A 23770-nucleotide genomic window follows, 5' to 3' on the forward strand; every position below is an offset into this window, starting at 1 on the left:
GCCCGCCTGGCCGGGCTGATGGCCCGGGTGGCCTTCGCGGGCGGCGAGCCCGACGAGGCCCGCGCCTGGGTCGCCCGGGGCGTCGCCGCGCCGCAGGAGCCGGACTGGAGCGATCTCGACCCCGAGGGCCAGGCCTTCGCCTACGGCCGCGAGGACTGGGCCCGCCTGGCCGCCAGCTACGCCGAGACCGGCGAACTGGTGCATCCGCGATTCGAGCGCCGCGAGCGCACGATGAGCGACCTGCCCGAGCTGCCCTCGGCCTACGGACAGTCGGCCTATGCCGAATCCACCGCCTTCGTGCACGCGGCCGAGACCGGCGGCGCCCTGATCCCGTTCCTTGACCACCCAGGCCTGGACGACGCCGGCGGGCTCGACGATCCGCCCTCGCCGGACGCCCCGGGACCGGCTCCGGCGCCCCGTCGCAACACGAACGCACGCCGACGCTTGGCAAGCGGCCCGCGCCCCGCTAAATAGGCGCTCCCTCCGCCCGGCGAATCTCGCCGACGGGCCGTGGGCCGCCTTAGCTCAGCCGGTAGAGCGGCGCATTCGTAATGCGTAGGTCAGGTGTTCGAGTCACCTAGGCGGCACCACTTTCTCCCCTTTCCAGGTTCCAACGGCTTCGCCCGGGGCGCTTTGGGCTGCCGTGCGCATTTGCACAAAGCTCGGCGGTTGCGCGGGCGCCGGTCGCGCGCCAAAGTGCAGCCCTGTTCCGGATGCGCGCTGGACGGTCGACGCCGCGCCGCTGGTAGAGGGGGAAGGACCACCATGCAGTTGCTTCAGATGCAGAGCTTCGGCGCTCAGGCCAACACGACCTACGAACTGCTGGTCGCCGGCGGGTCGATGCACCTGACCCTGATCGACATCCAGCCGCTGAAGGCCCACGATCCCAATTCGCAGCGCGCGCCGTTCAGCCTGGTCTTCAAGTCGAACGTGCAGCACGTGCTGCCGCAGGCCGTCTACCGGGTGCGCAACGCCGTGCAGGGCGAGGTGGACATGTTCCTGGTGCCGCTGGGCCGCGACGCCCAGGGCGTGACCTACCAGGCGGTCTATAACTGACCAGCGCCCCTCTCCCCTTGCGGGAGAAGGTGGCCCCACGAAGTGGGGTCGGGTGAGGGGTCGCACCTACAGAAACGCCGCGACAGCTGCTTAGCCGTCGCGGCGCCTTGCGTTTGAGAGCTCCCTCATCCGTCGGCTCGCGCCGACTCCTTCTCCCGCAAGGGGAGAAGGATCTGAGTGTCAGTGCTGGCTTTCCGGCAGGCGCACGACCAGGCCGTCGAGGGCGTCGCTGACCTTGATCTGGCAGGACAGGCGGCTGTTGGGCTCGACGTTCTCGGCGAAGTCGAGCATCGACTCCTCCATGGCCGACTTGTCGCCGGTCTTGTCGGTCCAGGCGTCGTCCACATAGACGTGGCAGGTGGCGCAGGCGCAGGCGCCGCCGCAGTCGGCGTCGATGCCCGGCACGTTGTTCTTCACGGCGCCTTCCATGACCGTCAGGCCCGGCTTGACGTCGAGGACGTGCTCGGTCCCGTCGAATTCGATGTAGGTGATCTTGGCCATGGTTCCCCTGCGTAGTTAGAGGGCGGCTTTCAGGCCGCCACTTCCTTCATGGATATCGCCGGATCCGCCAGCTTTGTCTTAGACACGGGCGTCCGCTTGGCGATCAATTGTTTGCCGGCCATGAACTCGGGCGGCGCGTTGACGGCTTCCACGGCCTGGACGAGGTCGCCCTTGAGGTGGAAGACGGCGAACCTGGCGGCGGCCACGTCGCCGCGCACGATCGTGCTGTCGGCGTCGAACGGCAGGCCGGCGATCTGGAGCTTGAGGTCGTACTGGTCGGACCAGAACCACGGCAGCTCGGGCGGGGGTCCTGCGCGGCCGACGATGGCGGCGGCGGCCTGCTTGGCCTGCTCCAGGGCGTTGGGCACGCTCTCCAGCCGGAACTGGCGCTCGTAGACCGGCAGCGGCCGGTGGGCGACGTCGCCGATGGCGAAGACGTGCGGGTCGCTGGTGCGGGCTTCCAGATCGACGACGATGCCGCCGGTGCACTCCAGGCCCGCGTCCTGGGCCAGCTCGACGTTGGGATGGGCGCCGACGCCGACCAGGGCCGCGTCGCAGGCCACGACCTCGCCGCCCTTCAGGCGCACGCCGGTGACGCGGCCGTCCTGGCCCTCGAAGGCCTCGACATTGGCGTTGAGCTCGAACTTGACGCCCCGGGCGCCGTGATAGTCCTGGAAGAAGGTCGACAGGGTCTCGCAGGCCACGCGGGCCAGCACCCGGCTCTCGCGCTCGATCACCGTGGCCTCGGCGCCCAGGGCGCGGGCCGAGGCCGCCGCCTCCAGGCCGACATAGCCGCCGCCGACCACGGCCAGGCGCTTGCCTGGACCCAGCGCGGCCTTCAGGGCCTCGGCGTCGGCCGCCGTGCGCAGGGCCAGGACGCCGGCAAGGTCGGCCCCGGGGATCGGCAGCTCGCGGGCGCGCGCGCCGGTGGCGAGGATCAGAAAGTCGTAGGAGATGACCTCGCCCGAGGCGAGGGTCACGGTGCGGGCGCCGCGGTTGAGGCTGGTCGCCACGCCTTGCAGGCGCAGGGCGACATTGGCTTCGGCGTACCATTCCTGGGGTTTCAGCGCGAGGGAGTCGGCGTCGGCCTCGCCCTTCAGCCAGGCCTTGGACAGCGGCGGGCGCTGGTAGGGCAGGAGCGGCTCCTCGCCGATCAGCACGATCGGGCCTTCGTGCCCGTACTGACGCAGGAAGGCCGCCGCCGAACCGCCGGCATGACCCGCGCCGACAATGACCACCTTGGCTTTCGGATCGCTCTCGACCACTTCACTCAACGCGCATTTCCTCTCGTTGCGTCAAAAATGACGACGGCGTCACCTTTTGGCAAGCCGGTGGTCGATCAGGATCCGGCGGCCTTGATCTTGCGCAGGATGTCCAGACGCGGGCCGATCCTGGCCTGGGCCGCAGGATCCTGAGCCAGCGCCTTTTCGTACCAAACGATGGCTTCGTCCATCGCCGTGCGATCAAACTTCGGCTTGGCGCCCGCAGCGCGGACAAAAGCCTCGTCGCCCAGGAACACGGCCGCGTCGAGCCGCCCCTTGGCGTAGGCCATCCGCCAGAGCTCGGCCGCCCGGGCGTTGTCCTTGGCCACGCCGTCGCCGTTCCAGAAGATCTGGCCCAGGGTGAAGGCGGCGTTCTTCTGGCCCTGGGCGACGGCCTTTTCGTACCAGGCGCGGGCCTGGACGATGTCGCGGGGAACCCACTGGCCCTTCAGCAGCACGTCGCCGACATCGGTCTGGGCGTCGGCGTCGCCGGCCTCGGCGGCTTCGCGGCAAAGGGCCAGGCCGCGCGGAACGTCGATGACGCCGCCCTGCCCCGCCATCATCAGGTTGCCCAGGGCGCATTTCGACTTGGCGAAGCCGCGATCGGCGACGGCCTGATAGAGCGTCCGGGCGCGGGCCGGATCGGGCGTGGAGCCGTCATGGCCGCGTTCGACGCATTCGGCATGGAGGTGGGCGGCCAGAGGGCGGGCGTCGGCCGCCTGCGCCCACAACCGGCAGGCGCCGGCCTTGTCGGCGGAAAAGCCGCCGCCGCCGATGAACTTGGCCCCGGCCACGAGGATCCGGGCATCGGGATCGCCTTCGTCCGCCAGCCGCTCCAGGGCGGGCTTGCCCGCCGGGTCGCCCGCGACGAGCTGACCCTTGGCCTTCAGGAAGGCCGGGCTTTCGGTCGCCTCGCCCGCGCCGGCGGCGCTGGAAACGAGCAGGCCGACGGCGAGGACGAGGACTTGGATCATACGACGCGTTCGACCAGCATCTTCTTGATCGAGGCGATGGCCTTGGCCGGGTTCAGCCCCTTGGGGCAGACCTGGGCGCAGTTCATGATCGTGTGGCAGCGATAGAGCTTGAACGGATCCTCGAGGTCGTCGAGGCGGTCGCCGGTCGCTTCATCGCGGCTGTCGATCAGCCAGCGGTAGGCGTGCAGCAGGGCCGCGGGGCCCAGGTACTTCTCGCCATTCCACCAGTAGCTCGGGCACGAGGTCGAGCAGCAGGCGCAGAGGATGCACTCGTAGAGGCCGTCGAGCTTTTCGCGATCTTCCGGCGACTGACGCCATTCCTTCTGCGGCTCGGGGGTCGTGGTGTGCAGCCACGGCTCGACCGACGCGTACTGGGCGTAGAACAGCGTCAGGTCGGGGATCAGGTCCTTGACCACCGGCACGTGCGGCAACGGGCTGATCTGCACGGCCTTGCCGGGCACCTCGCCGTGGCCGTGGGTGCAGGCCAGGGTGTTGCGGCCGCCGATGTTCATCGCGCACGAGCCGCAGACACCCTCGCGGCACGACCGGCGGAAGGCCAGGGTCGGGTCGATGGTGTTCTTGATGTAGAGCAGCGCGTCCAGGACCATCGGGCCGCAGGCCTCGACGTCGACGTCGTAGGTGTCCCACCGCGGGTTCATCCCGGTTTCGGGATCATAGCGGTAGATCTTGAACGAGCGCACGGTCTTGGCGCCGGCCGGGGCCGGCCAGTGCTTGCCGCTCTGAACGCGGGAGTTCTTGGGAAGAGAGAGCTGGACCATCTGCGTTCCCCTAGTAAACCCGTTGCTTCGGCGGGATGTAGTCGATGTCGGTCGACATCGTGTAGTTGTGCACCGGACGGAAATCGATCTTCACCTTGCCGGTCTCGTTGTCGAGCCAGGCCAGGGTGTGCTTCATCCATTCGGTGTCGTTGCGGTCGGAGTAGTCCTCGCGGGCGTGGGCGCCGCGGCTCTCGGTGCGGTTGGCCGCGCCGTTCACCGTCACGACCGCCTGGCCGATGAGGTTGTCGAACTCCAGGGTCTCCATCAGGTCGGTGTTCCACACCAGGCCGCGGTCGGAGACCTTGACGTCGTTCTTCTTGTCCCAGACGGCCTGCAGACGGGCCACGCCGCTGTCCAGGCTCTCGCCGGTGCGGAACACGGCGGCGTCTTCCTGCATCGCCTTCTGCATTTCGAGGCGCAGTTCGGCGGTCGGGGTCGAGCCGTTGGCGTTGCGGATGCGGTCGAAGCGCGCGACGTGCGCCTCGGTCTGCGAGGCCTTCAGTTCCGGCTGCTTGGCGCCGGGGGTCAGGGTCTCGGCGCAGCGCAGGCCGGCCGCGCGGCCGAACACCACCAGATCGATCAGCGAGTTCGAACCCAGGCGGTTGGCGCCGTGCACCGACACGCAGGCGGCTTCGCCCACGGCCATCAGGCCCGGGATCACCTGGTCGGGGTTGTCGCCGGCCTTGGTGACCACTTCGCCGTGGTAGTTCGTCGGGATGCCGCCCATGTTGTAGTGGACGGTCGGCAGCACCGGGATCGGAGCCTTGGTCACGTCGACGCCGGCGAACACCTTGGCGGTCTCCGAGATGCCCGGCAGGCGCTCGGCCAGGATCTTCGGATCCAGGTGGTCGAGGTGCAGGAAGATGTGGTCCTTGTTGGGACCCACGCCGCGGCCTTCGCGGATCTCGATGGTCATCGCGCGGCTGACCATGTCGCGGGGCGCCAGGTCCTTAACCGACGGAGCGTAGCGCTCCATGAAGCGCTCGCCTTCCGAGTTGGTCAGGTAGCCGCCTTCGCCGCGGGCGCCTTCGGTGATCAGACAGCCGGCGCCGTAGATGCCGGTGGGGTGGAACTGCACGAATTCCATGTCCTGCAGCGGCAGGCCGGCGCGCAGCGCCATGGCGTTGCCGTCGCCCGTGCAGGTGTGGGCCGAGGTGGCCGAGAAGTAGGCCCGGCCGTAGCCGCCGGTGGCCAGGATCACGGTCTGGGCCTGGAAGCGGTGCAGGGTGCCGTCGTCGAGCTTCCACGCGGTCACGCCGCGGCAGGCGCCGTCTTCCATGATCAGGTCGAGGGCGAAGTACTCGATGAAGAACTCGGTGTCGTGGGCCAGAGACTGGCCGTACATCGTGTGCAGCATGGCGTGACCGGTGCGGTCGGCCGCCGCGCAGGTGCGCTGGATCGGGCCTTCGCCGAAGTTCTTGGTCATGCCGCCGAAGGCGCGCTGGTAGATCTTGCCCTCGGCCGTGCGCGAGAACGGCACGCCCCAGTGCTCGAGTTCATAGACCGCCGCCGGAGCGTTGCGGGTCAGGTACTCGATGGCGTCCTGGTCGCCCAGCCAGTCCGAACCCTTGACGGTGTCGAACATGTGCCAGCGCCAGTCGTCCTGGCCCATGTTGCCGAGCGAGGCCGAGATGCCGCCCTGGGCCGCCACGGTGTGGCTGCGGGTCGGGAACACCTTGGTGATGCAGGCGGTCTTGAGACCGGCTTGCGCGGCGCCGAGCGCGGCGCGGAGGCCCGAGCCGCCGGCGCCCACGACGACGACGTCGAACTTGTGGTCGATGAACGTGTAGGCCGACATCAAAGGGCTCCGGTGAAGGCGATCTTCAGGATCGAGACGATCCCCACGGCGCCGGCGAGAATGCAGACGAAGAGGTTGCCGATGACCAGCGCCGCCTTGGGGGCGAAGGCTTCGACATAGTCCTCGATGACCAGTTGGATGGCGTTCTTCAGGTGGACCAGCAGGGCCACGAAGAGCAGCGACAGCAGGACGGCGTTCAGCGGGATCGCCACCCAGGCCGCGACGGTGTCGAAATCGGCGCCGGCCAGGCGGATGCCCGCGAAGGCGCCCCAGATAAACAGCGGCACGAGGGCGAGGCCCGAGATGCGCTCGGAGATGAAGTGGCTCACGCCGTGGTGCGCGGCGCCCAGGCCGCGGGCGCGCGACAGCGGGGTGCGGAAGGGGCTGTTGGAGGTGCTCATGGTCAGATCGCTCCCGTCGCGGCGGCGATGATCCAGGTGACGGCGGCGGCGACGATCGCGAAGGCGATCACGGCCAGGCCGGTCATGTCGGCGGTCTTGGGATTGAAGCCCTTGCCCAGGTCCCAGAAGCTCTGACGGACGATGTAGCCGACGTTGTAGAAGACCGCGACGGTGATGCCGAACAGCAGCAGCTTGCCGATCAGCGAGCCCAGCAGACCCGTGTAGCAGGCGTAGTGGTCGGGACCCGAGGCCAGCGACAGGGCCCAGCCCGCCAGCAGCAGGACGCCGATGTACAGCGCGAACAGGCTGGCGCGGTGCAGGATCGAGCACGCCATGGTGATGTGCCAGCGCCAGACCTGGAGGTGCGGCGACAGCGGACGCTCTGGGAGCCCCCGGCTGGTCTCGGTCATTTTTACGTCCAACCTGTGGATTTGTGCGTTGCGGGACGCTTTTAAGCGCGAGCGCCGGGGTGTCAACGAAACGGCCATTACTTGAGATACGTTCTCAATTCGCCCGACGAGTGAATGCCGGAACCGCTCAAGCGAAGCTTGCGTTATGGCTGGCTGCCGATGGGGGAAAACATTCAGGGGATGACCGGGCCGATCGATTTCGAGGCCGTGTTCGACCGGCTGCCGACCCCGTACATGATGCTCGACCGCGAGCTGCGGTACGTGGCGGCCAACCAGGCCTATCTCGACGCCCTGGGCCGCCGCTGGGACGACATCGCCGGCCTGCATGTCTTCGAGGCCTTTCCCAGCGAGGGCGAGTCGCGCGCCCGTCTGGAAGATTCGCTGATCCGGGCCCGCGACAGCGGCAAGATCGACCACCTGCCGCTGATCCCCTACGCCATCGAGCGGCCCGCCCATCTGGGCGGCGGCTTCGAGGACCGCATCTGGAGCGCCACCCACACGCCGATTCCCGGCCCCGGCGGCCGCACGGCCTACATCGTCCAGCACACCCAGGACGTCACCGCCATCCAGCGGCTGAAGGACGTGGCCTTCGGGCGGGGCGAGATGACCATGCTGCAGGACGACGTGCTGCTGCGGGCCGGCGCCGCCGAGGCCCATAGCGCCGACCTGCGCCGCCTGTTCATGCAGGCGCCCAGCTTCATGGCCGTGCTGCGCGGCCCCGACCACCGCATCGACCTGGTCAACAACGCCTACAGCCAGCTGATCGGCTGGCGCGACGTGGTCGGCCTGCCCCTGCGCGAGGCCCTGCCCGAGGTGGTGGAACAGGGCTTCATCGCCCTGCTCGACCGGGTCAGCGCCTCTGGAGAGGCCTTCGTCGGCCGCGAGATCAAGGTCGCCCTCCAGCGCACCCCGGACGGTCCGCTGGAGGACCGCTTCCTGGATTTCATCTACCAGCCGATCGTCGAGGCCGACGGCGCGGTGTCGGGCGTGCTGGTCGAGGGCTCGGACGTGACCGACAAGGTGCTGGCCGGCGAGCAGCAGCGCCTGCTGCTCGACGAGCTGAACCACCGGGTCAAGAACACCCTGGCCACCGTCCAGGCCATCGCCCGCCAGACCCTGCGCGGGGTCGAGAAGCCCGAGGCCTTCGTGCGGGCGTTCGAGGCGCGGCTGCTGGCCCTGTCCCAGACCCACAACGCCCTGACCGACAGCCAGTGGGCGGGGGCGGGCCTGCGCCCGATCCTGGCCCAGGAACTGGCGCCCTACGACGCGGCCCGCATCGTCATGGACGGACCGGACGTCAACCTGCCCGCCCGGGTGGCCCTGTCGCTGGGCATGGTGTTCCACGAACTGGCCACCAACGCCGCCAAGTACGGGGCCCTGAGCGTCGAGGCCGGCCAGTTGCATCTGGGCTGGAGCGTCGAGCCGCCGGGCGCGCTCCGCTTCGAATGGCGCGAGGCCGGCGGCCCGCCGGCGGCCGCCCCGGCCCGTCGCGGCTTCGGCTCGCGCCTGATCGAACGCAGCATCGGCGCCGAACTGCGCGGCGTGGTGGCGATCGATTATGCGGAGACGGGGCTGACGTGCCGGTTCACGGTGTCGCTGGACCGGGTGTTTTAAAGATCCCTCTCCCTATGGAAGAGGGATTTAATCCCGCACCCGCGCCACGTAGTCCGCCGACCGCATCTCCTGCAGGCGCGACACCGTGCGCTCGAACTCGAACGCGCCGTCGCCGGCCGGATACAGCGCCTCGGGCTCGCCGGCGGCCAGGGCCACCAGCTTGGCGTCGGCCTCGTAGAGGGCGTCGATCAGGGTGTTGAAGCGCTTGGCGGCGTCGCGCTTTTCCGGAACCAGGAGGGGAATGTCCTCCAGGAAGATGGTGTGGAAGCGCGCGGCCAGGGCCAGATAGTCCTGCGGCCCCAGGGCCTGCTGGCACAGGCTGGCGAACGAGCTGCGCACCAGGCCGCCGGCGGCGCGCGGCAGGCGCAGCTTGCGGCCCATGACCTCAAGCGTCGCGCCCGTCTCCTCGGCGCCGTCCAGCATGTCGGCCCACAGCGTGTCGAACTCGGCCTCGGTGGTCTTGTCGACCGGCGACAGCCAGGTGCGGCCGGCCCGCAGGCGGTCGAGGCGGAAATCCACCGGCCCGCGCACGGCCACGACCTCCATCTTCTCCTTCAGCATGGCGATGAAGGGGGTGAAGAGCTGGCGGTTGAGGCCGTCCTTGTAGAGGTCGTCGGGCGGGCGGTTGGAGGTGGCGACCAGCGTGACGCCTTCCGCGAACAGCGCCTCGAACAGCCGGCCCAGGATCATGGCGTCGGCGATGTCGGTGACCTGCAGCTCGTCGAAGCACAGCAGCCTCGCCTGGTCGGCGATCAGCTCGGCCGTCGGCGCGATGGGATCATCGCCCTTGTGGCGGCCGAAGCGGGCTTTCCGTTCCGAGGCGTCGCCCTTGCGCCAGGCGTCGATGTGGGCGTGCACCTCGGCCATGAAGACGTGGAAGTGGACGCGCCGCTTGCGGTGCACCGGGGCGCTGTCGAAGAACAGGTCCATGACCATCGACTTGCCGCGCCCGACCGGCCCCCAGATGTAGAGGCCGCGCTGGCTCTTGGGCTTGCGGCCGAAGAACGAGAAGCTGGGCTCGCCGGCCCCGTCGAGATCGGCTTCCAGCCGGGCCAGGGCCTCGATGGCGGCGGCCTGGGCGACGTCGGGACGAAGCTCGCCGGCGGCGAGGCGCTCACGATAGGCGGTGCGGACGGACTGAGGCATTGCGGATGCGGGTTAGCGCGGGAAGCGCTGCGGGGAAACCCTCTCCCTGAAGGGAGAGGTGTCGGCGAAGCCGACGGAGAGGGGAGTGGCGCGGAAACCGGCCGCTTCAACACAAGCTGAAAACGCCCCCCTCCGTCGCTTCGCGCCACCTCCCCCAGAGGGGGAGGATCAAAGAAAAAGCCCCGGCCTTGCGGACCGGGGCTCTTCTTCAAAACTCAGCGTCGGCCAATCAGGCCGCCCGGCGCGCCTTCTTGACCTTGGCCATGGCGCGGTCGCGGCGCAGGCGCGACAGGTGGTCGATGAACAGCACGCCTTCCAGGTGGTCCATCTCGTGCTGGATGCAGACGGCGAACAGGCCCTCGGCCTCTTCTTCCACCTTTTCGCCCTGGTAGTTCAGGTAGCGCACCTTGATCTTCGCCGGACGCTCGACGGCGTCGTAATATTCCGGCACCGACAGGCAGCCTTCCTCGTAGGCGAACAGCTCTTCCGACGGGTCGAACAGCTCGGGATTGACGAAGAAGCGCGGGGCCGGCTCCTCGCCCTCGCGGGCCAGGTCCATGACGATCACGCGCACGGGCTCGCCGACCTGCACGGCGGCCAGGCCGATGCCGGGCGCGTCGTACATGGTCTCGAGCATGTCATCCATCAGCACGCGCAGGTCGTCGGTGACGGCCTCCACGGGGGTGGAGATCTTCTTCAGGGTCGCCAGATCGGCGGCGTTATCGATGGTGAGGATGCGACGGATGGCCATAACGTCACTCAGGTAGGCGTCCCGTTTCCGAGGGTCAAGGCGGGCGATTGTCCCACCTCATCCGTCGGTTGGCTATCCGGGGCCGCGATTTCCAGCTTGGTGACAGGACGCACGGCCGTGTCGACGGCCGTCAGCTCCTCGATGCCCTTGCCGCCGTGCTCGACCTTCAGCTTCTCGAACTCGCGGGCCTTGGGCAGCACCCGGCTCTCCAGCGAGCCGACGAAGGCGTTGTACTTGTCCACCGCCTGCGACAGCGAACGGCCCACCCCGGCCACGTGGCCGCCCATATCGGCGACGCGCTTGTAGAGCTCTCGGCCCAGGGCGGCGACCTCGACGGCGTTCTTGGCCTGCTCCTCGACACGCCAGCCGTAGGACACCGCCTTGCACAGGGCGAAGAGGGTCGAAGGCGTGGCGATGATCACCCGCTTCTCCATGGCCTCGGTCATCAGCTCGGGCGCGCGCTCCAAGGCGGCGGCCAGGATGCCGTCGCCGGGCACGAACATGGCAACGAAGTCGGGCGAGACCTCCAGGGCGTCCCAATAGGCCTTGGCCGACAGCGACTTGATGTGCTCCCGCAGGCTATTTGCGTGGCGCAGATAGGCGGCCTCGCGGGCCACGTCGTCGGCCGCGTCCTGGGCTTCCAGATAGGCGTTCAGCGAGCACTTGGCGTCGATGACGAAGGCGGCGTTGCGCGGCATCCGCACCACCACGTCGGGACGCACGCGGCCGCCGTCCAGCGACACCTGCTCGGTGAAGTCGACCCCGTGCTTGAGGCCGGCCATCTCCAGCACGTTGCGCAGCATCTGCTCGCCCCAGCGGCCCTGCACGCCCGCGCCCCGGCGCAGGGCGGCCGACAGCTTGCGGGCCTCGGTCTGGGTGGCGGCCGAGGCCTCCATCAGGGCGGCGATCTGCGCTTTCAGCCCGCCGCTCTCCTCGGCCCGCGACTTCTCGACGGCGGTGACCTGGGCCTCGAACTTGGCCAGGGTCTCGGCCACCGGCTTCAGCTGGGCCTCGAGGCGGGCGTGGGTGAGCTGGTCGCGGCTCTTGGCGTTCTCGTCGGCCCGCTTGATCAGCTGCTCGGCCACGGCCTGGGCGCTCTTCTCGGCCTGGGCGCGGATCAGCTCGATCTGGGTCTTGGACTGATCCTCCAGCATCCGGTGGCGCTCCAGCGCCTGCTCCAGCTGGGCGGAGAGCCGCCAGACCTCCTGCGAGGCGGCGGCGGCCTTGCGCTGCGCCATCAGCGCCCAGACGACCGCCCCGGCCGCGGCGACCAGGAACACGAGGGCGAGGATCAGGTAGGGGTCGACAGCGTTCATGCTCCGTTCTTAGCCGGAGTCGAGGGCCAGAGGAAGGCGGGCATCAATCGCCCACCCGCCAGGGCGCCAGCGGAACCACCGTCGCGCAGGCCGGGCCGCTGTCCCTGGCCTTGCCGGGCAGGAGGGCCTCGAGCACCGCGCCCTCCAGGGCTCGCGCCAAGAGGTCCGCCGGGATCGTGTGGATGTCGATCTTGGCGCGCCGGCTCCAGGGCGAGGCGTGATCGCCGGCCGAGGTTCCGATGGCGATGTAGACAAACCGCCGGCTGGGGCCTTCGCTGCGGACGAACTCGCCCAGGAACCGAGGTCCCGGCGCCAGGCGCACCGGTACGTCGAAGGCCAGCGACGCGTCGCCGGCGATCACCGGCCCCACGGGATGGTTCTTCTTGTCCTGCAGGCTGTAGGCCACGCCCGGGATCGGGTCCTGGATGCGCAGCCTCAGCGTGATCGGCTGACCGGTCATGGCGTTCCTCCCGGGGCGAAGTCGTAGCCGACGCCGCGCCCGGGGCAAACGCCCTACTTCGCGTAGCGCGCCGCCACCGGCTCGTAGCGGTCCCAGACCTGACGGTCGGCCAGCGAGCGCAGGAGCTTCAGGTACTCGGCGTGCGACCAGGCCAGCGGCGTGGCCGAGTCCGTGCCCTCGCCCTTCACATAGGGGTGGCGGGCGTCGGCGCCGACGCCGTCCCAGACCTGTTCGGGGATCAGCAGGCCGTCATTGGCGAAGAGCTCGATGGCTTTCACGTAGCGGGCGCGGATGGCGTCGATCTGGCCCTTGCCGACCTTGCCCTTCTCGGCGGCCGCCTTTTCCTGGGCAAGGGCCAGCTCGTAGTGGCCGCGCTCGCCGGTGAAGATCGGCCACACGCGGCCGCGCTGGCCGGGGCTCATTTCGCCGCCCTCGCCGTAGTTGCCGCCGGTCTTGGCGTCCTCGCCATAGCCGTCTACGTCGTAGCGCCGCCAGCCGGGGAACTCGCCCTTCACGCCCGGGAAGTCGAAATCGTAGCGCACGCGATAGAGGTCTTCGCGGGCCGTATCGTCCAGCTCCGGCAGGCTGCCGGCGATGTGGCTGTCGTCGGCCCGGCGCACGCCGTAGCGGACCAGTTCCAGGAATCCGCCGTCCACGACCTCGTCCTCGGGCGGGGCGATCTGGCCGTTGGCGGCGCCGATCGGGGCCTTGTCGTTGGGGTCTTCGTTCTTGTTCAGGCGCATGAAGTAGCTGCCATCGCCGAACTTGCCGCTGGTGGTGAACATCCGCGCCTCGACCTTGGCCGAATAGGCGTCGGCCGTGGCGCGATAGCGGTCGCCCGAGGCCTTGTCGCCCGCGAGGTCGGCGATGTCGCCGGCGGTGACGAGGCCGGCGATCACCGCGGCCGTGGTCGAGGGCGAGTGGCCGGCCTGCTCCTCCCAGCGCTCCTGCTGGGTGAAGGGCGGGACAATGGTCTCGTGGTTCCAGCCGATGTTGACCTTGCCGCCATCGACGAGGAAGTCGGCGGCCGGCTTGATCATGCGGGCGTAGTAATCCTTGAGGTCAGGCTCAGACAGCCAGCCCAGCTTCCACAGCTTCCAGCCCAGCATGATCGGCATGGCCGTCTGGTCCAGCTGGACGCCGACCCATTCGGGCGTGCCGTCCACCTCGGTCTTCTGCAGGAACCAGCCGCCGGCGCCCTTGTTGCCGGGGGTCTTGGGTCCGACCTGCACGGTGGGCAGGTAGTGGAAGGCGGCCAGCGGGGTTTCCTTGTCACCCAGGGCCGCCAGGGCCATGGCGCACTGGTAGAAGTCGCGCGGCCAGACGGCCTTGTAGCCGGTCGAGGGCTTGGCGGCGTCCACCGTGTCGCCCCAGGGATTGGACAGCGAGGCGATCAGGGCGCCGGCGTGGGTGCGGTCTTCCTGCACCTTCAGCATCAGGGCGCTGGCATAGGCCAGCTTGCCGCCGTCCGCCGACTGGGCGGCCACCCGCGGCAGCTCCGAGAGCGAGGCGATGTAGTCGGCCCAGCCGACCCGCTCGCCCTCGCCGTTGTAGCGGGCCAGCACCTCGGCATAGCCGGTCTTCAGGCTGGCCATGGCCGTCTGGCTGGAGGCGCCCGGATCGGCGCCGAAGCCGATGGCGAAGTCGTAGGTCGCCTCGCCGGCGGCCAGGGTCGGCAGCTGTGCGGCCAGGACGATCGCGCCCTTGGCTTCGGACGCGCCCTCCAGCACGCCGCCGTCGAGGATCTTCAGGGCGTCATTGCCTTCCAGCCTGGCGGCGGCGGCCTTGGCGAACGGGCGGTCGCCGCGCAGGGTCAGATAGACCTTGCCCTCGCCGGCCGTCAGCCCTTGCGCGCCGGCCGAGCCGACGTCGTTTCCGCCGGTGTTGGCCATGTGCGGCTCCAGCACCAGGAACGGCGTCACCGGACCTTTGAGGGCCTTGACCGTCACCCGCAGGAACAGGGCGTTGCGGTCGGGATCGGTGAAGATCCGCTTCTCGATGACGAAGCGGCCGGCCTTGTCGGTGGTGGTGATCTTGTAGGCCGGCGACAGCGGTCGGCCCTTTTTATCCGTATACAGATATTCAGTCTTGGCGGTCGTGTCGCGGCCCTCCACCACAAGACCGTCGGCGGTCTTCACGGCGACCCGCATCTGCTTGATCTGGGCCTCGTGGATCAGGCCGTACATGGTCTCGGTCAGCACGCCGTCGGCGACCGAGAACCACACCTTCGACACCGCGCCGGTGCGGCCGCCGTCCTTGTAGGTGCCGTCGACATAGGCCTCGTACGAGGCACCGACGGCGGTCTTGGCCGAATAGGCCCAGGTCGTCGCCGGCTCAGCGGCGCAGGCGGTCGTGGCGACGGCGGCGGTGAGGGCCGAGGCGGCCAGGATCAGGGTCTTGAGGGTACGCATGGGGGGCCTCACGAAGCAGACTTGGCCAGCCGCTTGGGCTCGCCCGGGTCGTTGACGGCGAAGACGGCGACGGCGGCGATCAGGAACGAGATCGCGCCCAGCACGAGCGCATAGATCGCCTGGCCGCCGAAGAAGGTCTTGAGCAGCAGGCCCAGCACGGTGGCGGCCAGCAGCTGCGGGATGACGATGAAGAAATTGAAGATGCCCATATAGACGCCCATCTTCCGCGCCGGCACCGAGCCCGACAGGATCGAATAGGGGGCCGACAGGATCGAGCTCCAGGCGAAGCCGACCCCGACCATGCCGACGATCAGCAGCTTGGGGTCGCGGATGACCAGGAACGACAGCAGGCCAAGCCCGCCCAGAACGAGGCACAGGGCGTGGGCGACGCGGCGGCTGGTGGTGCGGGCGATGACCGGGATCAGCAGGGCCGCCAGAGCCGCCACGCCGTTATAGACCCCGAACAAGACCCCCACCCAGTCGGCGCCGGCGTTGTAGGCGGCGGAAGCCGTGTCGGTCGCGCCGTAGTGGAAGGCCGCCACGCCGGGCGTGGTGTAGATCCACATGGCGAACAGGCCAAACCACGAGAAGAACTGCACGACGGCCAGCTGCTTCATGGTGGAGGGCATGGCGAAGAGGTCCTCGACCACTTCGGAAAAGCCGTTGCGGGTGCGCCCGGCCGCCTTCAGCTGGCCGGCGACCAGTTGCGCCACGCCAAAGCCGGCGATCAGGGCGGCCAGGACGTAGAGTTCCTTCTCCAGCCGGGCGGCGTAGACGCCCACGGCGACCGCCAGGCCGGCGATCGTCCAGGCCACGCCGCCGGTCAGGTAGGCGGCGACGCCGCGGCCGGCGGCCTGCGCCTCGACGGCGACCGCCTCGCCCTTGGCCGCGGCTTCGGCGGCCTCGAAGGCGGCCATCTGCTCGGGCGAATATTCCCGTGTGGAAAACACCGTCCACAGCACCGAGGCCAGCAACACCGCGCCGCCGGCGTAGAAGGCGATGCGCACCGAGTCCGGGATCTGGCCGGCCGGGGCGGTGTTGGCCACGTCCAGCCAGTTGGTCAGGATCCACGGCAGGCACGAGGCCAGCACGGCGCCGATCCCTATGAAGAAGCTCTGCATGGCGTAGCCGGTCGAGCGCTGCTCGTCGGGCAGGTTGTCGCCGACGAAGGCCCGGAACGGCTCCATGGTGATGTTGATCGAGGCGTCCATGATCCACAGCGCCGAGGCCGCGATCCACAGGGACGGCGAGTTGGGCATCAGGATCAGGGCGGCCGTGGTCAGGATCGCGCCCCAGAAGAAGTAGGGCCGCCGGCGGCCGAGCTTCCCCCAGGTCTTGTCGGACAGGTAGCCGATGATCGGCTGCACCAAGAGGCCCGTGGCCGGCGCGGCGATCCACAGGATGGCCAGGTGATCGATCTCGACGCCCAGGGTCTGGAAGATGCGGCTGGTGTTGGCGTTCTGCAGGCCAAAGCCGATCTGGATCCCGAAGAACCCGAAGCACATGTTCCAGATCTGGAAGAGGCTCAGCCTGGCCTTGGTCATCGCTTCCCCGCCGTGACGCCGCCGGTTTTCCCGGCCGTTTGCGCAAATTTTTGCAATGCGCTTTGCGGCGGGCATTTGCGCATGGGGCGGGGAGCGATGCAATGAGGAAGTGGATATTATCGGGTTATTTCAGGGATTGGTGGGAACTTTTCAGGCGTGAGCGAGGCCCATCCGGTATCCGCAAGTGCTGAACGACCAGCATGGCCCGTGCAGTAATTCTCATAAATTTGCACAGTCATCCAAATCCGTAAAACCCCCGCGAAAGCGGGGGCCCAGGTGTTTTGTCGTCGAGCGCCGCGGGTGGCAGAAAAAGCCTGGGTCCCCGCTTTCGCGGGGATTTTACGGGAGGAGAGAGGCGGTTACCGCTTCAGCGCCACGAACCGGATCGCCTGGCCGCCGCCGGGGGCCAGCTTCAACACCAGCGTATCCGCCGCCGTGACCTCGCGGGCCTCGATGACGATGTCCTGCGGGGCGGTCTTCCAGTCGGCCGCCTCGCCATCGCGGTAGATCTCGGCCCGGTACTTGCGGCCCGCATCGAGGAACGACAGCGGCGCGGAAAGCACCCGGCCCTGCTCGTCGCTGACCGCGCCCAGGTACCAGTCGTCGCTCTTGCGGTCCTTGCGGGCGATGGTGACGAAGTCGCCGATCTCGCCATTGACCACCTTGGTGTCGGCCCAGTCGACCGGCACGTCCTCGATGAACTTGAAGGGCTTCGGATTGGCCTCGTAGTTCTCGAGCAGGTCGGCGGCCATCTGGATCGGGCTGTAGATGACGACATACAGTGCCAGCTGCTTGGCCCAGGTGGTGGCCACCCCGTCCGGCGCCTTGGTCTTCATGCCGAAGATGCCGGGCGTGTAGTCCATCGGCCCGGCCAGCAGGCGGGTGAAGACCAGGTTGGCCTCGTGCTCGGGCGGATTGCCCGGCTGGCCCCAGGCGCTGAACTCCATGCCCCGCGCGCCCTCGCGGCTGATCCAGTTGGGCCAGGTGCGGCGCAGGCCGGTGTCCTTGATCGGCTCGTGGGAATTGATGGCGATCTGGCGCCTGGCGGCGGCCTCCAGCACCCGCACGTGATGCTCGGCCAAGGCCTGGCTTTCGTGCCAGGCGAAGTGGACCTTGCCGTCCGGCCCCAGCACTTGGGCTCCGCCGGCGTCGGCGACATAGCCGGTCTTCACGGCCGGCACGCCCACCGACTTGTAGAGGTCGAACGCCGCATCCATCTGGCGCTCGTAGACGACGGTGTTGCCGGCCGTCTCGTGGTGGCCGATCAGCACGACGCCCTTCTGGCGGGCGTAATCGGTCAGCTTCTTCAGATCGAAGTCCGGATAGGCCTGCGTGAAGCTGAACTCCGAGCCGTCGGCGAACCAGGCGCCGTCCCAGCCCTTGTTCCAGCCCTCGACCAGCACCCCGCCCAGGCCGTGCTTCGCCGCGAAATCGATGTGGCGCATGACGTTCTCGTTGGTCGCGCCATGCTTGGGGCCCGAACCCCAGGTCTTGTGGTCGAGGTGCATCTCCCACCAGACGCCGACATATTTCATCGGCTTGATCCACGAGACGTCGCCCAGCCTGTTGGGCTCGTTCAGGTTCAGGATCAGGCTTGAGGTGACCAGGCCGCCGGCGCTGTCGGCGATCTGCAGGGTGCGCCAGGGGGTGGGGAACGGCAGGGCGCGCTCGACCTTGGCCTCGCTGATGCCCGGCGTCAGGCTGGCCTTGAAGCGGCGATCCTGGGCGCGGGCCAGGTTCATGCCGGCGTAGTCCACCAACGCCGCCTCGTGGATCGAGACGTGCAGCCCGTCCTTGGTGCGCAGGGTCATCGGCGTCTGGGCGACCGACACCTCTTCGACCGGCGTGCGATTGTAGAGATATTCCTCGCGGTTCCACTCATAGGCCGGGATCCACCAGGCCGTGGCCTCGTCGACGAGGCTGAACTCGGTCAGCTCCTCGCCGATGCGGGCGGTCTTCAGATTGGCCTGGTCGGGGAACTCGTAGCGGAAGCCCAGGCCGTCGTCATAGAGGCGGAACACCACGTCCAGACGCCGATGCAGCGGGGTCTTCTCGACCAGGGTCACGCGCAGCTCGTTGAAGCGATTGCGCACCGATTTGCGCTCGCCCCAGGGCAGATCCCAGGTCTCGTCGACGCTGCGGGTCTGCTGGTCCGTGACCTCGAAATTGCGCTGCAGCTTGGGGGCGTCGACCAGGATGAAGCCCAGCTTCGACGGGGCGATCACCGCTCGGCCAAGGCGGCTGACGGAATAGGTCGGCTGGCCGTCGTTGTCGGTGGTCACCGACACGCTCAGCACCTTGTCGGGCGAGGTCGCGGTCGCCGTGACCGCCGCCAGCGAGGGCGACGCCGCGAGCGCCAGGGCGGCGATGGCGAGAAGGCGTAGGATCATGCTTCTGCTCCTGGAAACCGCATGGCGCCGCACTTGCCAAGCGCGGGCGTCGATGCGTTAAGAGGGGTACTGAAAACTTTTGCGGCAAAATTTGCGCCCACGGTCCTGGGCGCCGGAACGCACGGGGACGGGGAACGGTGAGCAAGGGGGCGACGCGTCTGGAAGACCTGGCCAGGATGGCCGGCGTCTCGATCTCCACCGCCTCGCGGGCGCTGAACGACAGCCCCGCCGTCAACCAGCGCACCAAGCAGCTGATCTGGAAGCTGGCGCGCGAGATGGACTATCCGTTCCGCCGCTACATGCCCGCCGGCCCGATCGGCGCCGAGGGCACGATCGCCATCGTCGTGCCGCGCCCGCAGCACCGCGAGGGGCGCTTGTCGGATCCCTTCTTCCTCGAACTGTTCGCCGGCGTCGGCGAGGCGGCCCGCGAGCGCGGCTGCGATATCCTGGTCAGCCACGTGGCCCCGGGCAGCTTCGAAGACCTGTCGGCGGCCATGACCACCAGCCGCGCCGACGGGGTGATCTTCCTGGGCCAGTCCTGGCTGCACACCGCCTTCAACCGCCTGGCCGAGACCGAAGCCCGCTTCGTGGTCTGGGGCGCGCAGCTGCCCGACCAGGCCTATTGCTCGGTGGGCTCGGACAATCCCCTGGGCGCCAAGCGCGCGACGCTGCATCTGGCGCGCCTCGGAAGGAAGCGCATCGTCTTCCTGGGCGACACCGAGGCGCCGGAAGCCATGCAGCGCCACCGCGGCTATCTCGACGCCGTCGAGCAGTTCGGTCTGGGCGTGGATCCCGACCTGATCGTGCCGGCCCACTTCGAGGTCGAGTCGGCCGAGGCGAGCATCGACTCCCTGATCCAGCGCGGCGTGAAGTTCGACGGCGTGGTGGCGGCTTCGGACCTGATCGCGCTGGGCGCCATCAGGGCGCTTCAGCATGCCGGCCTGTCGGTGCCCGGCGACGTCTCGGTGATCGGCTACGACGACGTGCCCTTCGCCCGCTACTCGCGCCCGGCCCTGTCGACGATCTCGCAGGACACCGCCAAGGCGGGACGGCTGATGGTGTCGAAGCTGCTGGACGCCAGCGGCCAGGGCGCCAGCCGGTCCGAGCGCGTACCGACGGACCTGATCATCCGCGAGAGCTGCGGGGGATAGAAAGCTCCCTTCCCGTTGGCGGATGGGGGAAGGGTCGGGGATGGGGGTGACGCGGCGGTTCAGCCGGCAAGGCAGCGAGCCACCCCCACCCAACCCTCCCCCATCAAGGGGGAGGGCTTTGAGGAGCGTCCTCACCCCCGCTTCGCCAGCAGGCCGCCCAGCGGCGGCACCGCGCCCGGCGCGCCGAGGTTGACGCTGTCGACCACGGTCCAGCCGTCCGGCAGGTCCCAGGCCACGGCCTCGAAGCCGATGTTGAACACGCACAGCAAAGCCTGATCGCCCTCGCCGCGCTCGAACACCAGCAGCGGGGTGTTGGTGTCGACCAGGTGCATGCCGCCGGACTTCAGGGCCGGCCACTTCGCGCGCAGCCCGATCAGGCGGCGGGCGACGTGCAGGGTCGAACCTTGGTCGGCTTCCTGGGCGTCCACAGAAAGGGACAAGTGCGCCGGATCGACCGGCAGCCACGGCTCGACGGTGGAGAAGCCGGCGTTGACCGCCCCGGCTTTCCACGGGATCGGCGTGCGGGCGCCGTCGCGACCCAGGGTCTGGGGCCAGTTGGCGATGGCTTCCGGATCGACCAGCCGCTCGAACGGCACATGGGCCTGGGGCAGGCCCAGCTCCTCGCCCTGGTAGACGAAGACGTTGCCGCGCAGGGTCATCAGCAGCAGCAGGGCCATCTCGGCGAAGGCCTTGCGGTCGCGGCCCCGCGCCCAGCGCGACACCGCCCGCGGGGCGTCATGGTTGGAGAAGGTCCAGGACGGCCAGCCCTCGCCCTGCGCGCCCGGCCAGTCGGTGGCGCCGCTGCGCACCAGTTCGTCGCGCAGCTCGTCGGCATAGAGGTAGAGGAAGCTGTAGGCGCTGTTGAGGTGATCCTCGCCGGCCGTGAACCGCTTCATCTCCTCATCGGCTCGGTCGCCGCCGATCTCGGCCACCGAGAAGCGGCCTTCGTACTGGTCGGTCAGGGCGCGCAGGCGGGACAGGAATTTCGGGATGTCCGGGTGGCCCTGGTTGTGGACCTTGTCCTGGAAGTCGAACGGCCGGGTGCGCTTGCCGCCCGGCGGCATCGGCGGATTGTCCCGCAGGGCCGGGTCGTGCATCGAGAAGTTGATGGCGTCGAAGCGGAAGCCGTCGACCCCGCGCTCCAGCCAGAAGCGGGTGACGTCGAGCAGGGCCTCCTGCACTTTCGGATTGTGCAGGTTCAGCTGCGGCTGCGAGGCCAGGAAGTTGTGCATGTAGTACTGGCCGCGCCGGGCGTCCCAGGTCCAGGCCGGGCCGCCGAACACCGACTGCCAGTTGGACGGCGGCGAGCCGTCGGCCTTGGCGTCAGCCCAGACGTACCAATCCGCATACGGATTATCTCGACTTTCGCGGCTCTGGGCGAACCAGGCGTGCTCGTCGCTGGTGTGGGAAAACACCAGGTCGATGATGATCTTCACGCCCAGCTTATGGGCCTTTTCGATCAGGGCGTCGAAGTCGGCCAGGCTTCCGAAGATCGGATCGACGTCGCGATAGTCCGAGACGTCGTAGCCGAAGTCCTTCATCGGCGAGGCGAAGAACGGCGACAGCCAGATCGCGTCCACGCCCAGCGAAGCGATATGCTCCAAATGCGCGGTGATCCCCGGCAGGTCGCCCACCCCGTCGTCGTTGGAGTCGGCGTAGCTGCGCGGATAGACCTGATAGATCACCGCGCCGCGCCACCATTCGGCGGCGTGCGTGGAAGCAAGGGACGCGGCGGGGTTCGCCAGGCTTTCGATGGTCACTGGGGCGCGCCCTCCGAGACGCAGATCTTGTAGTCGAGCGGCGCGATCGTCACGCGGTAGCTGCCCGGGGCGACGGACGCCGGCGCGCAGGCGCCGAAGACCGAGCGCCACGCGGCCGAGGTCGTCTCGACCTCGACCTGGGCCTCCACCGGCGTCTGGCCGGTGTTGAACAGGACCAGGGTCTCACGACCCTGGAGGATACGGGAAACGGCCAGCAGGCCGGGCTTGTCGCCGGCGGCGCGGATGACCTGCCGGCCGCCGCGCAGGGCGGGATCGGCGGCGCGCGCCTTGGCCATGCCGGAAATGGCGCGATAGAGCGGCGCGCCGGTGTCGAAGCGGTCGGCCGAGCCGGACGTGCCGGACGTGCCGCCGATCAGGCGGTTGTCGTTGTAGGCGTCCACCTTGGAGGCGAACATGTCCTCGCGGGCGTCCTTGTCGTCGCCGTCGCCGGTGAAGCCCTGCTCGTCGCCGTAGTAGAGCGTCGGGGCGCCGCGCAGGAACATCAGCAGGGCGTGGGCCAGCACGTCGCGCTCGAGCAGCTCCTCGTCGGAGGCGCCGGGGTTGCCCGTGACCAGCCGGCGGCCAAAGCGACCCATGTCGTGATTGCCCAGGAAGGTCGGGATCTGCGGACCCGCCGCTTCGCCGCCGCGATAGAGCGCGTCCGCGGCGTAGAGCCGGGCGAAACGGTCGGTCCCGGCCTTCCCCGCGACCGTTTCGGTGGCCGCCTGCTGGAAGGCGAAGTCCAGCGCTGCGGGGAAGCCGTCGACCACGGTCGAGCGCGCCAGGGCCACCGGATCCGGATCGGCGATCTCGGCGAAGATGTGGAAGTTGGGAATGCCCCGCGCGGCCGCCCGCGCCTGCATGGCCGGCACGAAGGCCTGCCAGAACTGCGGGTTCACATGGCGGGCGGTGTCGACGCGGAAACCATCGATGCCGAACTCGTCGATCCAGGCGCCGTAGATGTCGATGAAGCCGGCCACCACGCGCGGGTTCTCGGTGTAGAGATCGTCGAGCCCGGCGAAGTCGCCATAGAGCGAGCTCTCGCCGACGAAGTCGCTCTCGCCGCGGTTATGGTACCAGATCGGGTCGTTCAGCCAGTCGGGCTTCTTGACCCGGGCCTCGGCCGCCGGAACGTACGGCGTGTAGGCGAAGTCGGGCCGGGTGAGCTTTGCAAAATTCCCGGCCGAGCCGTCGGCGTCGCCCGAAAAGCCGGCGTTGATCGCAGCCCCTGAGACGCCGCCGCGCCGACTGACCGGATAGTCGGCCTTGCTCCGGTAGTCACAGCGGCGGCCTTCGCATTCCTTCAGCTTGATGACGTCGGCCGTGTGGTTGACGACGATGTCCATGTAGACCTTGAGGCCGCGCGCATGGGCGGCGTCGACCAGGGCCTTGAAGTCGGCCTTGGTTCCCAGGTGCGGGTCCACCGTCGTGAAGTCGGTGATCCAGTAGCCGTGATAGGCCGCGCTCTCGTGGCCCTTGGGACCCTGCACCGGCTTGTTGGCGAAGATCGGGGCCAGCCAGATCGCGGTCGCGCCCAGGCCCTGGATGTAGTCGAGCTTGCCGGCCAGGCCCTTCAGGTCGCCGCCGTGGAAGAAGCCCTTGTCGGCCGGGTCGAAGCCCGTGGCCAGGCGGTCCCCCTTCAGCCCGCCCCGGTCGTTGGACGGATCGCCGTTGGCGAAGCGGTCGGGCAGCACGAAGTAGATCACCTCGTCCTGCGGAAGCCGATCGCGGAAGGCTTGAGAAGTTTGCGCAGAGACGGCCGGGACGGCGGTCGCGGCGAGGCTGGCGCAGCCGAGCGCGGCCGCCAGCCGCCCCCACCGATTGCGGGTGTCCATCCCCCTGCCCTCCATCCCTAGCGTCGCGATCTTCGACGACCCGGTCGCCACGTCAATTTTGCATAGATTTGCAAAGCCGTTGACCTGCTGTCAATCCATTCGCCTCACGAGCATGAACGGCAGGGTTGTCGCACTGTGGCGAAATAGCCGCAAAAACCCTGTGAAAGCAGCGGAAAGCGCACCTCCCGGTCAACGAACATGACAATCCATC

The 23770-nt window shown here is 68.8% G+C and carries 19 protein-coding genes, 1 tRNA gene and 1 pseudogene; 5 read left to right on the forward strand and 16 right to left on the reverse strand.

Annotated features, from left to right (window positions below):
• From DMC18_RS08565 to DMC18_RS08575, 3 genes and pseudogenes are all read left to right on the forward strand, one after another.
• Positions 1-474 (forward strand): annotated as a pseudogene (locus tag DMC18_RS08565) (heme biosynthesis protein HemY); the annotation flags it as partial.
• 40 nt (positions 475-514) lie between these two features.
• Positions 515-590: transfer RNA gene (locus DMC18_RS08570), tRNA-Thr, on the forward strand.
• Between the two features lie 175 nt (positions 591-765).
• Positions 766-1056 (forward strand): hypothetical protein, encoded by a 291-nt coding sequence (locus DMC18_RS08575; protein WP_110119591.1) that lies wholly within the window; start codon positions 766-768, stop codon positions 1054-1056.
• A gap of 180 nt (positions 1057-1236) precedes the next feature.
• Here the strand turns inward: DMC18_RS08575 and DMC18_RS08580 are convergent, their stop codons facing one another.
• The 7 genes from DMC18_RS08580 to sdhC form a co-directional block, all read right to left on the reverse strand.
• Entirely contained in the window at positions 1237-1557 is a 321-nt protein-coding gene (locus DMC18_RS08580) for a 2Fe-2S iron-sulfur cluster-binding protein (protein ID WP_101713977.1), read from the reverse strand.
• A 29-nt stretch (positions 1558-1586) separates the two neighbouring features.
• A complete protein-coding gene (locus DMC18_RS08585) occupies positions 1587-2822 on the reverse strand; it encodes an NAD(P)/FAD-dependent oxidoreductase (RefSeq protein ID WP_110132860.1) in 1236 nt (411 codons plus the stop codon).
• A gap of 74 nt (positions 2823-2896) precedes the next feature.
• A complete protein-coding gene (locus tag DMC18_RS08590; protein ID WP_110119589.1) occupies positions 2897-3793 on the reverse strand; it encodes a tetratricopeptide repeat protein in 897 nt (298 codons plus the stop codon).
• Positions 3790-4572, reverse strand: a complete 783-nt coding sequence (locus DMC18_RS08595; RefSeq protein WP_110119588.1) for a succinate dehydrogenase iron-sulfur subunit — start codon at positions 4570-4572, stop codon at positions 3790-3792. The genes DMC18_RS08590 and DMC18_RS08595 overlap by 4 nt, the downstream gene beginning before the upstream one ends.
• 10 nt (positions 4573-4582) lie before the next feature.
• Positions 4583-6370 carry a succinate dehydrogenase flavoprotein subunit gene (gene sdhA / locus DMC18_RS08600; RefSeq protein ID WP_110119587.1) on the reverse strand — a complete coding sequence of 596 codons (1788 nt, stop codon included), beginning with the start codon at positions 6368-6370 and terminating at the stop codon, positions 4583-4585.
• Entirely contained in the window at positions 6370-6771 is a 402-nt protein-coding gene (sdhD, locus tag DMC18_RS08605; RefSeq protein WP_110119586.1) for a succinate dehydrogenase, hydrophobic membrane anchor protein, read from the reverse strand. The genes sdhA and sdhD overlap by 1 nt, the downstream gene beginning before the upstream one ends.
• 2 nt (positions 6772-6773) lie before the next feature.
• On the reverse strand, positions 6774-7181 hold the full coding sequence (sdhC, locus tag DMC18_RS08610; RefSeq protein WP_110119585.1) for a succinate dehydrogenase, cytochrome b556 subunit: 408 nt from the start codon (positions 7179-7181) through the stop codon (positions 6774-6776).
• Positions 7182-7361: 180 nt separating this feature from the next.
• Here sdhC and DMC18_RS08615 point away from each other — a divergent pair, with 180 nt between their 5' ends.
• On the forward strand, positions 7362-8795 hold the full coding sequence (locus DMC18_RS08615; RefSeq protein ID WP_110132861.1) for a sensor histidine kinase: 1434 nt from the start codon (positions 7362-7364) through the stop codon (positions 8793-8795).
• Between the two features lie 27 nt (positions 8796-8822).
• Here the strand turns inward: DMC18_RS08615 and zapE are convergent, their stop codons facing one another.
• The 7 genes from zapE to DMC18_RS08650 all read right to left on the reverse strand — a co-directional run bounded on the left by zapE (position 8823) and on the right by DMC18_RS08650 (position 18813).
• Positions 8823-9941 carry a cell division protein ZapE gene (zapE, locus tag DMC18_RS08620; protein ID WP_110119583.1) on the reverse strand — a complete coding sequence of 373 codons (1119 nt, stop codon included), beginning with the start codon at positions 9939-9941 and terminating at the stop codon, positions 8823-8825.
• Positions 9942-10170: 229 nt separating this feature from the next.
• Positions 10171-10692 carry a peptide deformylase gene (def, locus tag DMC18_RS08625; protein ID WP_110119582.1) on the reverse strand — a complete coding sequence of 174 codons (522 nt, stop codon included), beginning with the start codon at positions 10690-10692 and terminating at the stop codon, positions 10171-10173.
• Positions 10693-10700: 8 nt separating this feature from the next.
• A complete protein-coding gene (gene rmuC / locus DMC18_RS08630) occupies positions 10701-12008 on the reverse strand; it encodes a DNA recombination protein RmuC (RefSeq protein WP_110119581.1) in 1308 nt (435 codons plus the stop codon).
• 43 nt (positions 12009-12051) lie between these two features.
• A complete protein-coding gene (locus DMC18_RS08635) occupies positions 12052-12468 on the reverse strand; it encodes a DUF5990 family protein (RefSeq protein ID WP_110132862.1) in 417 nt (138 codons plus the stop codon).
• Positions 12469-12521: 53 nt separating this feature from the next.
• On the reverse strand, positions 12522-14879 hold the full coding sequence (locus DMC18_RS08640) for a glucan 1,4-alpha-glucosidase (protein ID WP_110132863.1): 2358 nt from the start codon (positions 14877-14879) through the stop codon (positions 12522-12524).
• Between the two features lie 8 nt (positions 14880-14887).
• Entirely contained in the window at positions 14888-16423 is a 1536-nt protein-coding gene (locus DMC18_RS08645) for an MFS transporter (protein WP_110132864.1), read from the reverse strand.
• Positions 16424-16782: 359 nt separating this feature from the next.
• A complete protein-coding gene (locus DMC18_RS08650; protein WP_110119578.1) occupies positions 16783-18813 on the reverse strand; it encodes a glycoside hydrolase family 97 protein in 2031 nt (676 codons plus the stop codon).
• An 89-nt stretch (positions 18814-18902) separates the two neighbouring features.
• Here DMC18_RS08650 and DMC18_RS08655 point away from each other — a divergent pair, with 89 nt between their 5' ends.
• Entirely contained in the window at positions 18903-19964 is a 1062-nt protein-coding gene (locus DMC18_RS08655; RefSeq protein ID WP_255580306.1) for a LacI family DNA-binding transcriptional regulator, read from the forward strand.
• A gap of 131 nt (positions 19965-20095) precedes the next feature.
• Here DMC18_RS08655 and DMC18_RS08660 read toward each other — a convergent pair whose 3' ends face one another.
• Together DMC18_RS08660 and DMC18_RS08665 are read right to left on the reverse strand one after the other, a co-directional pair.
• Positions 20096-21724, reverse strand: coding sequence for an alpha-amylase family glycosyl hydrolase (locus DMC18_RS08660; RefSeq protein WP_110119577.1), 1629 nt, complete (start codon positions 21722-21724; stop codon positions 20096-20098).
• Positions 21721-23559, reverse strand: a complete 1839-nt coding sequence (locus DMC18_RS08665; protein WP_110119576.1) for an alpha-amylase family glycosyl hydrolase — start codon at positions 23557-23559, stop codon at positions 21721-21723. Before DMC18_RS08665 ends, DMC18_RS08660 begins: the two co-directional genes overlap by 4 nt.
• Positions 23560-23770: the final 211 nt, after the last annotated feature.

Origin of the sequence: Caulobacter sp. D5 (assembly GCF_003185805.1) — a bacterium.
Lineage (GTDB): Bacteria > Pseudomonadota > Alphaproteobacteria > Caulobacterales > Caulobacteraceae > Caulobacter.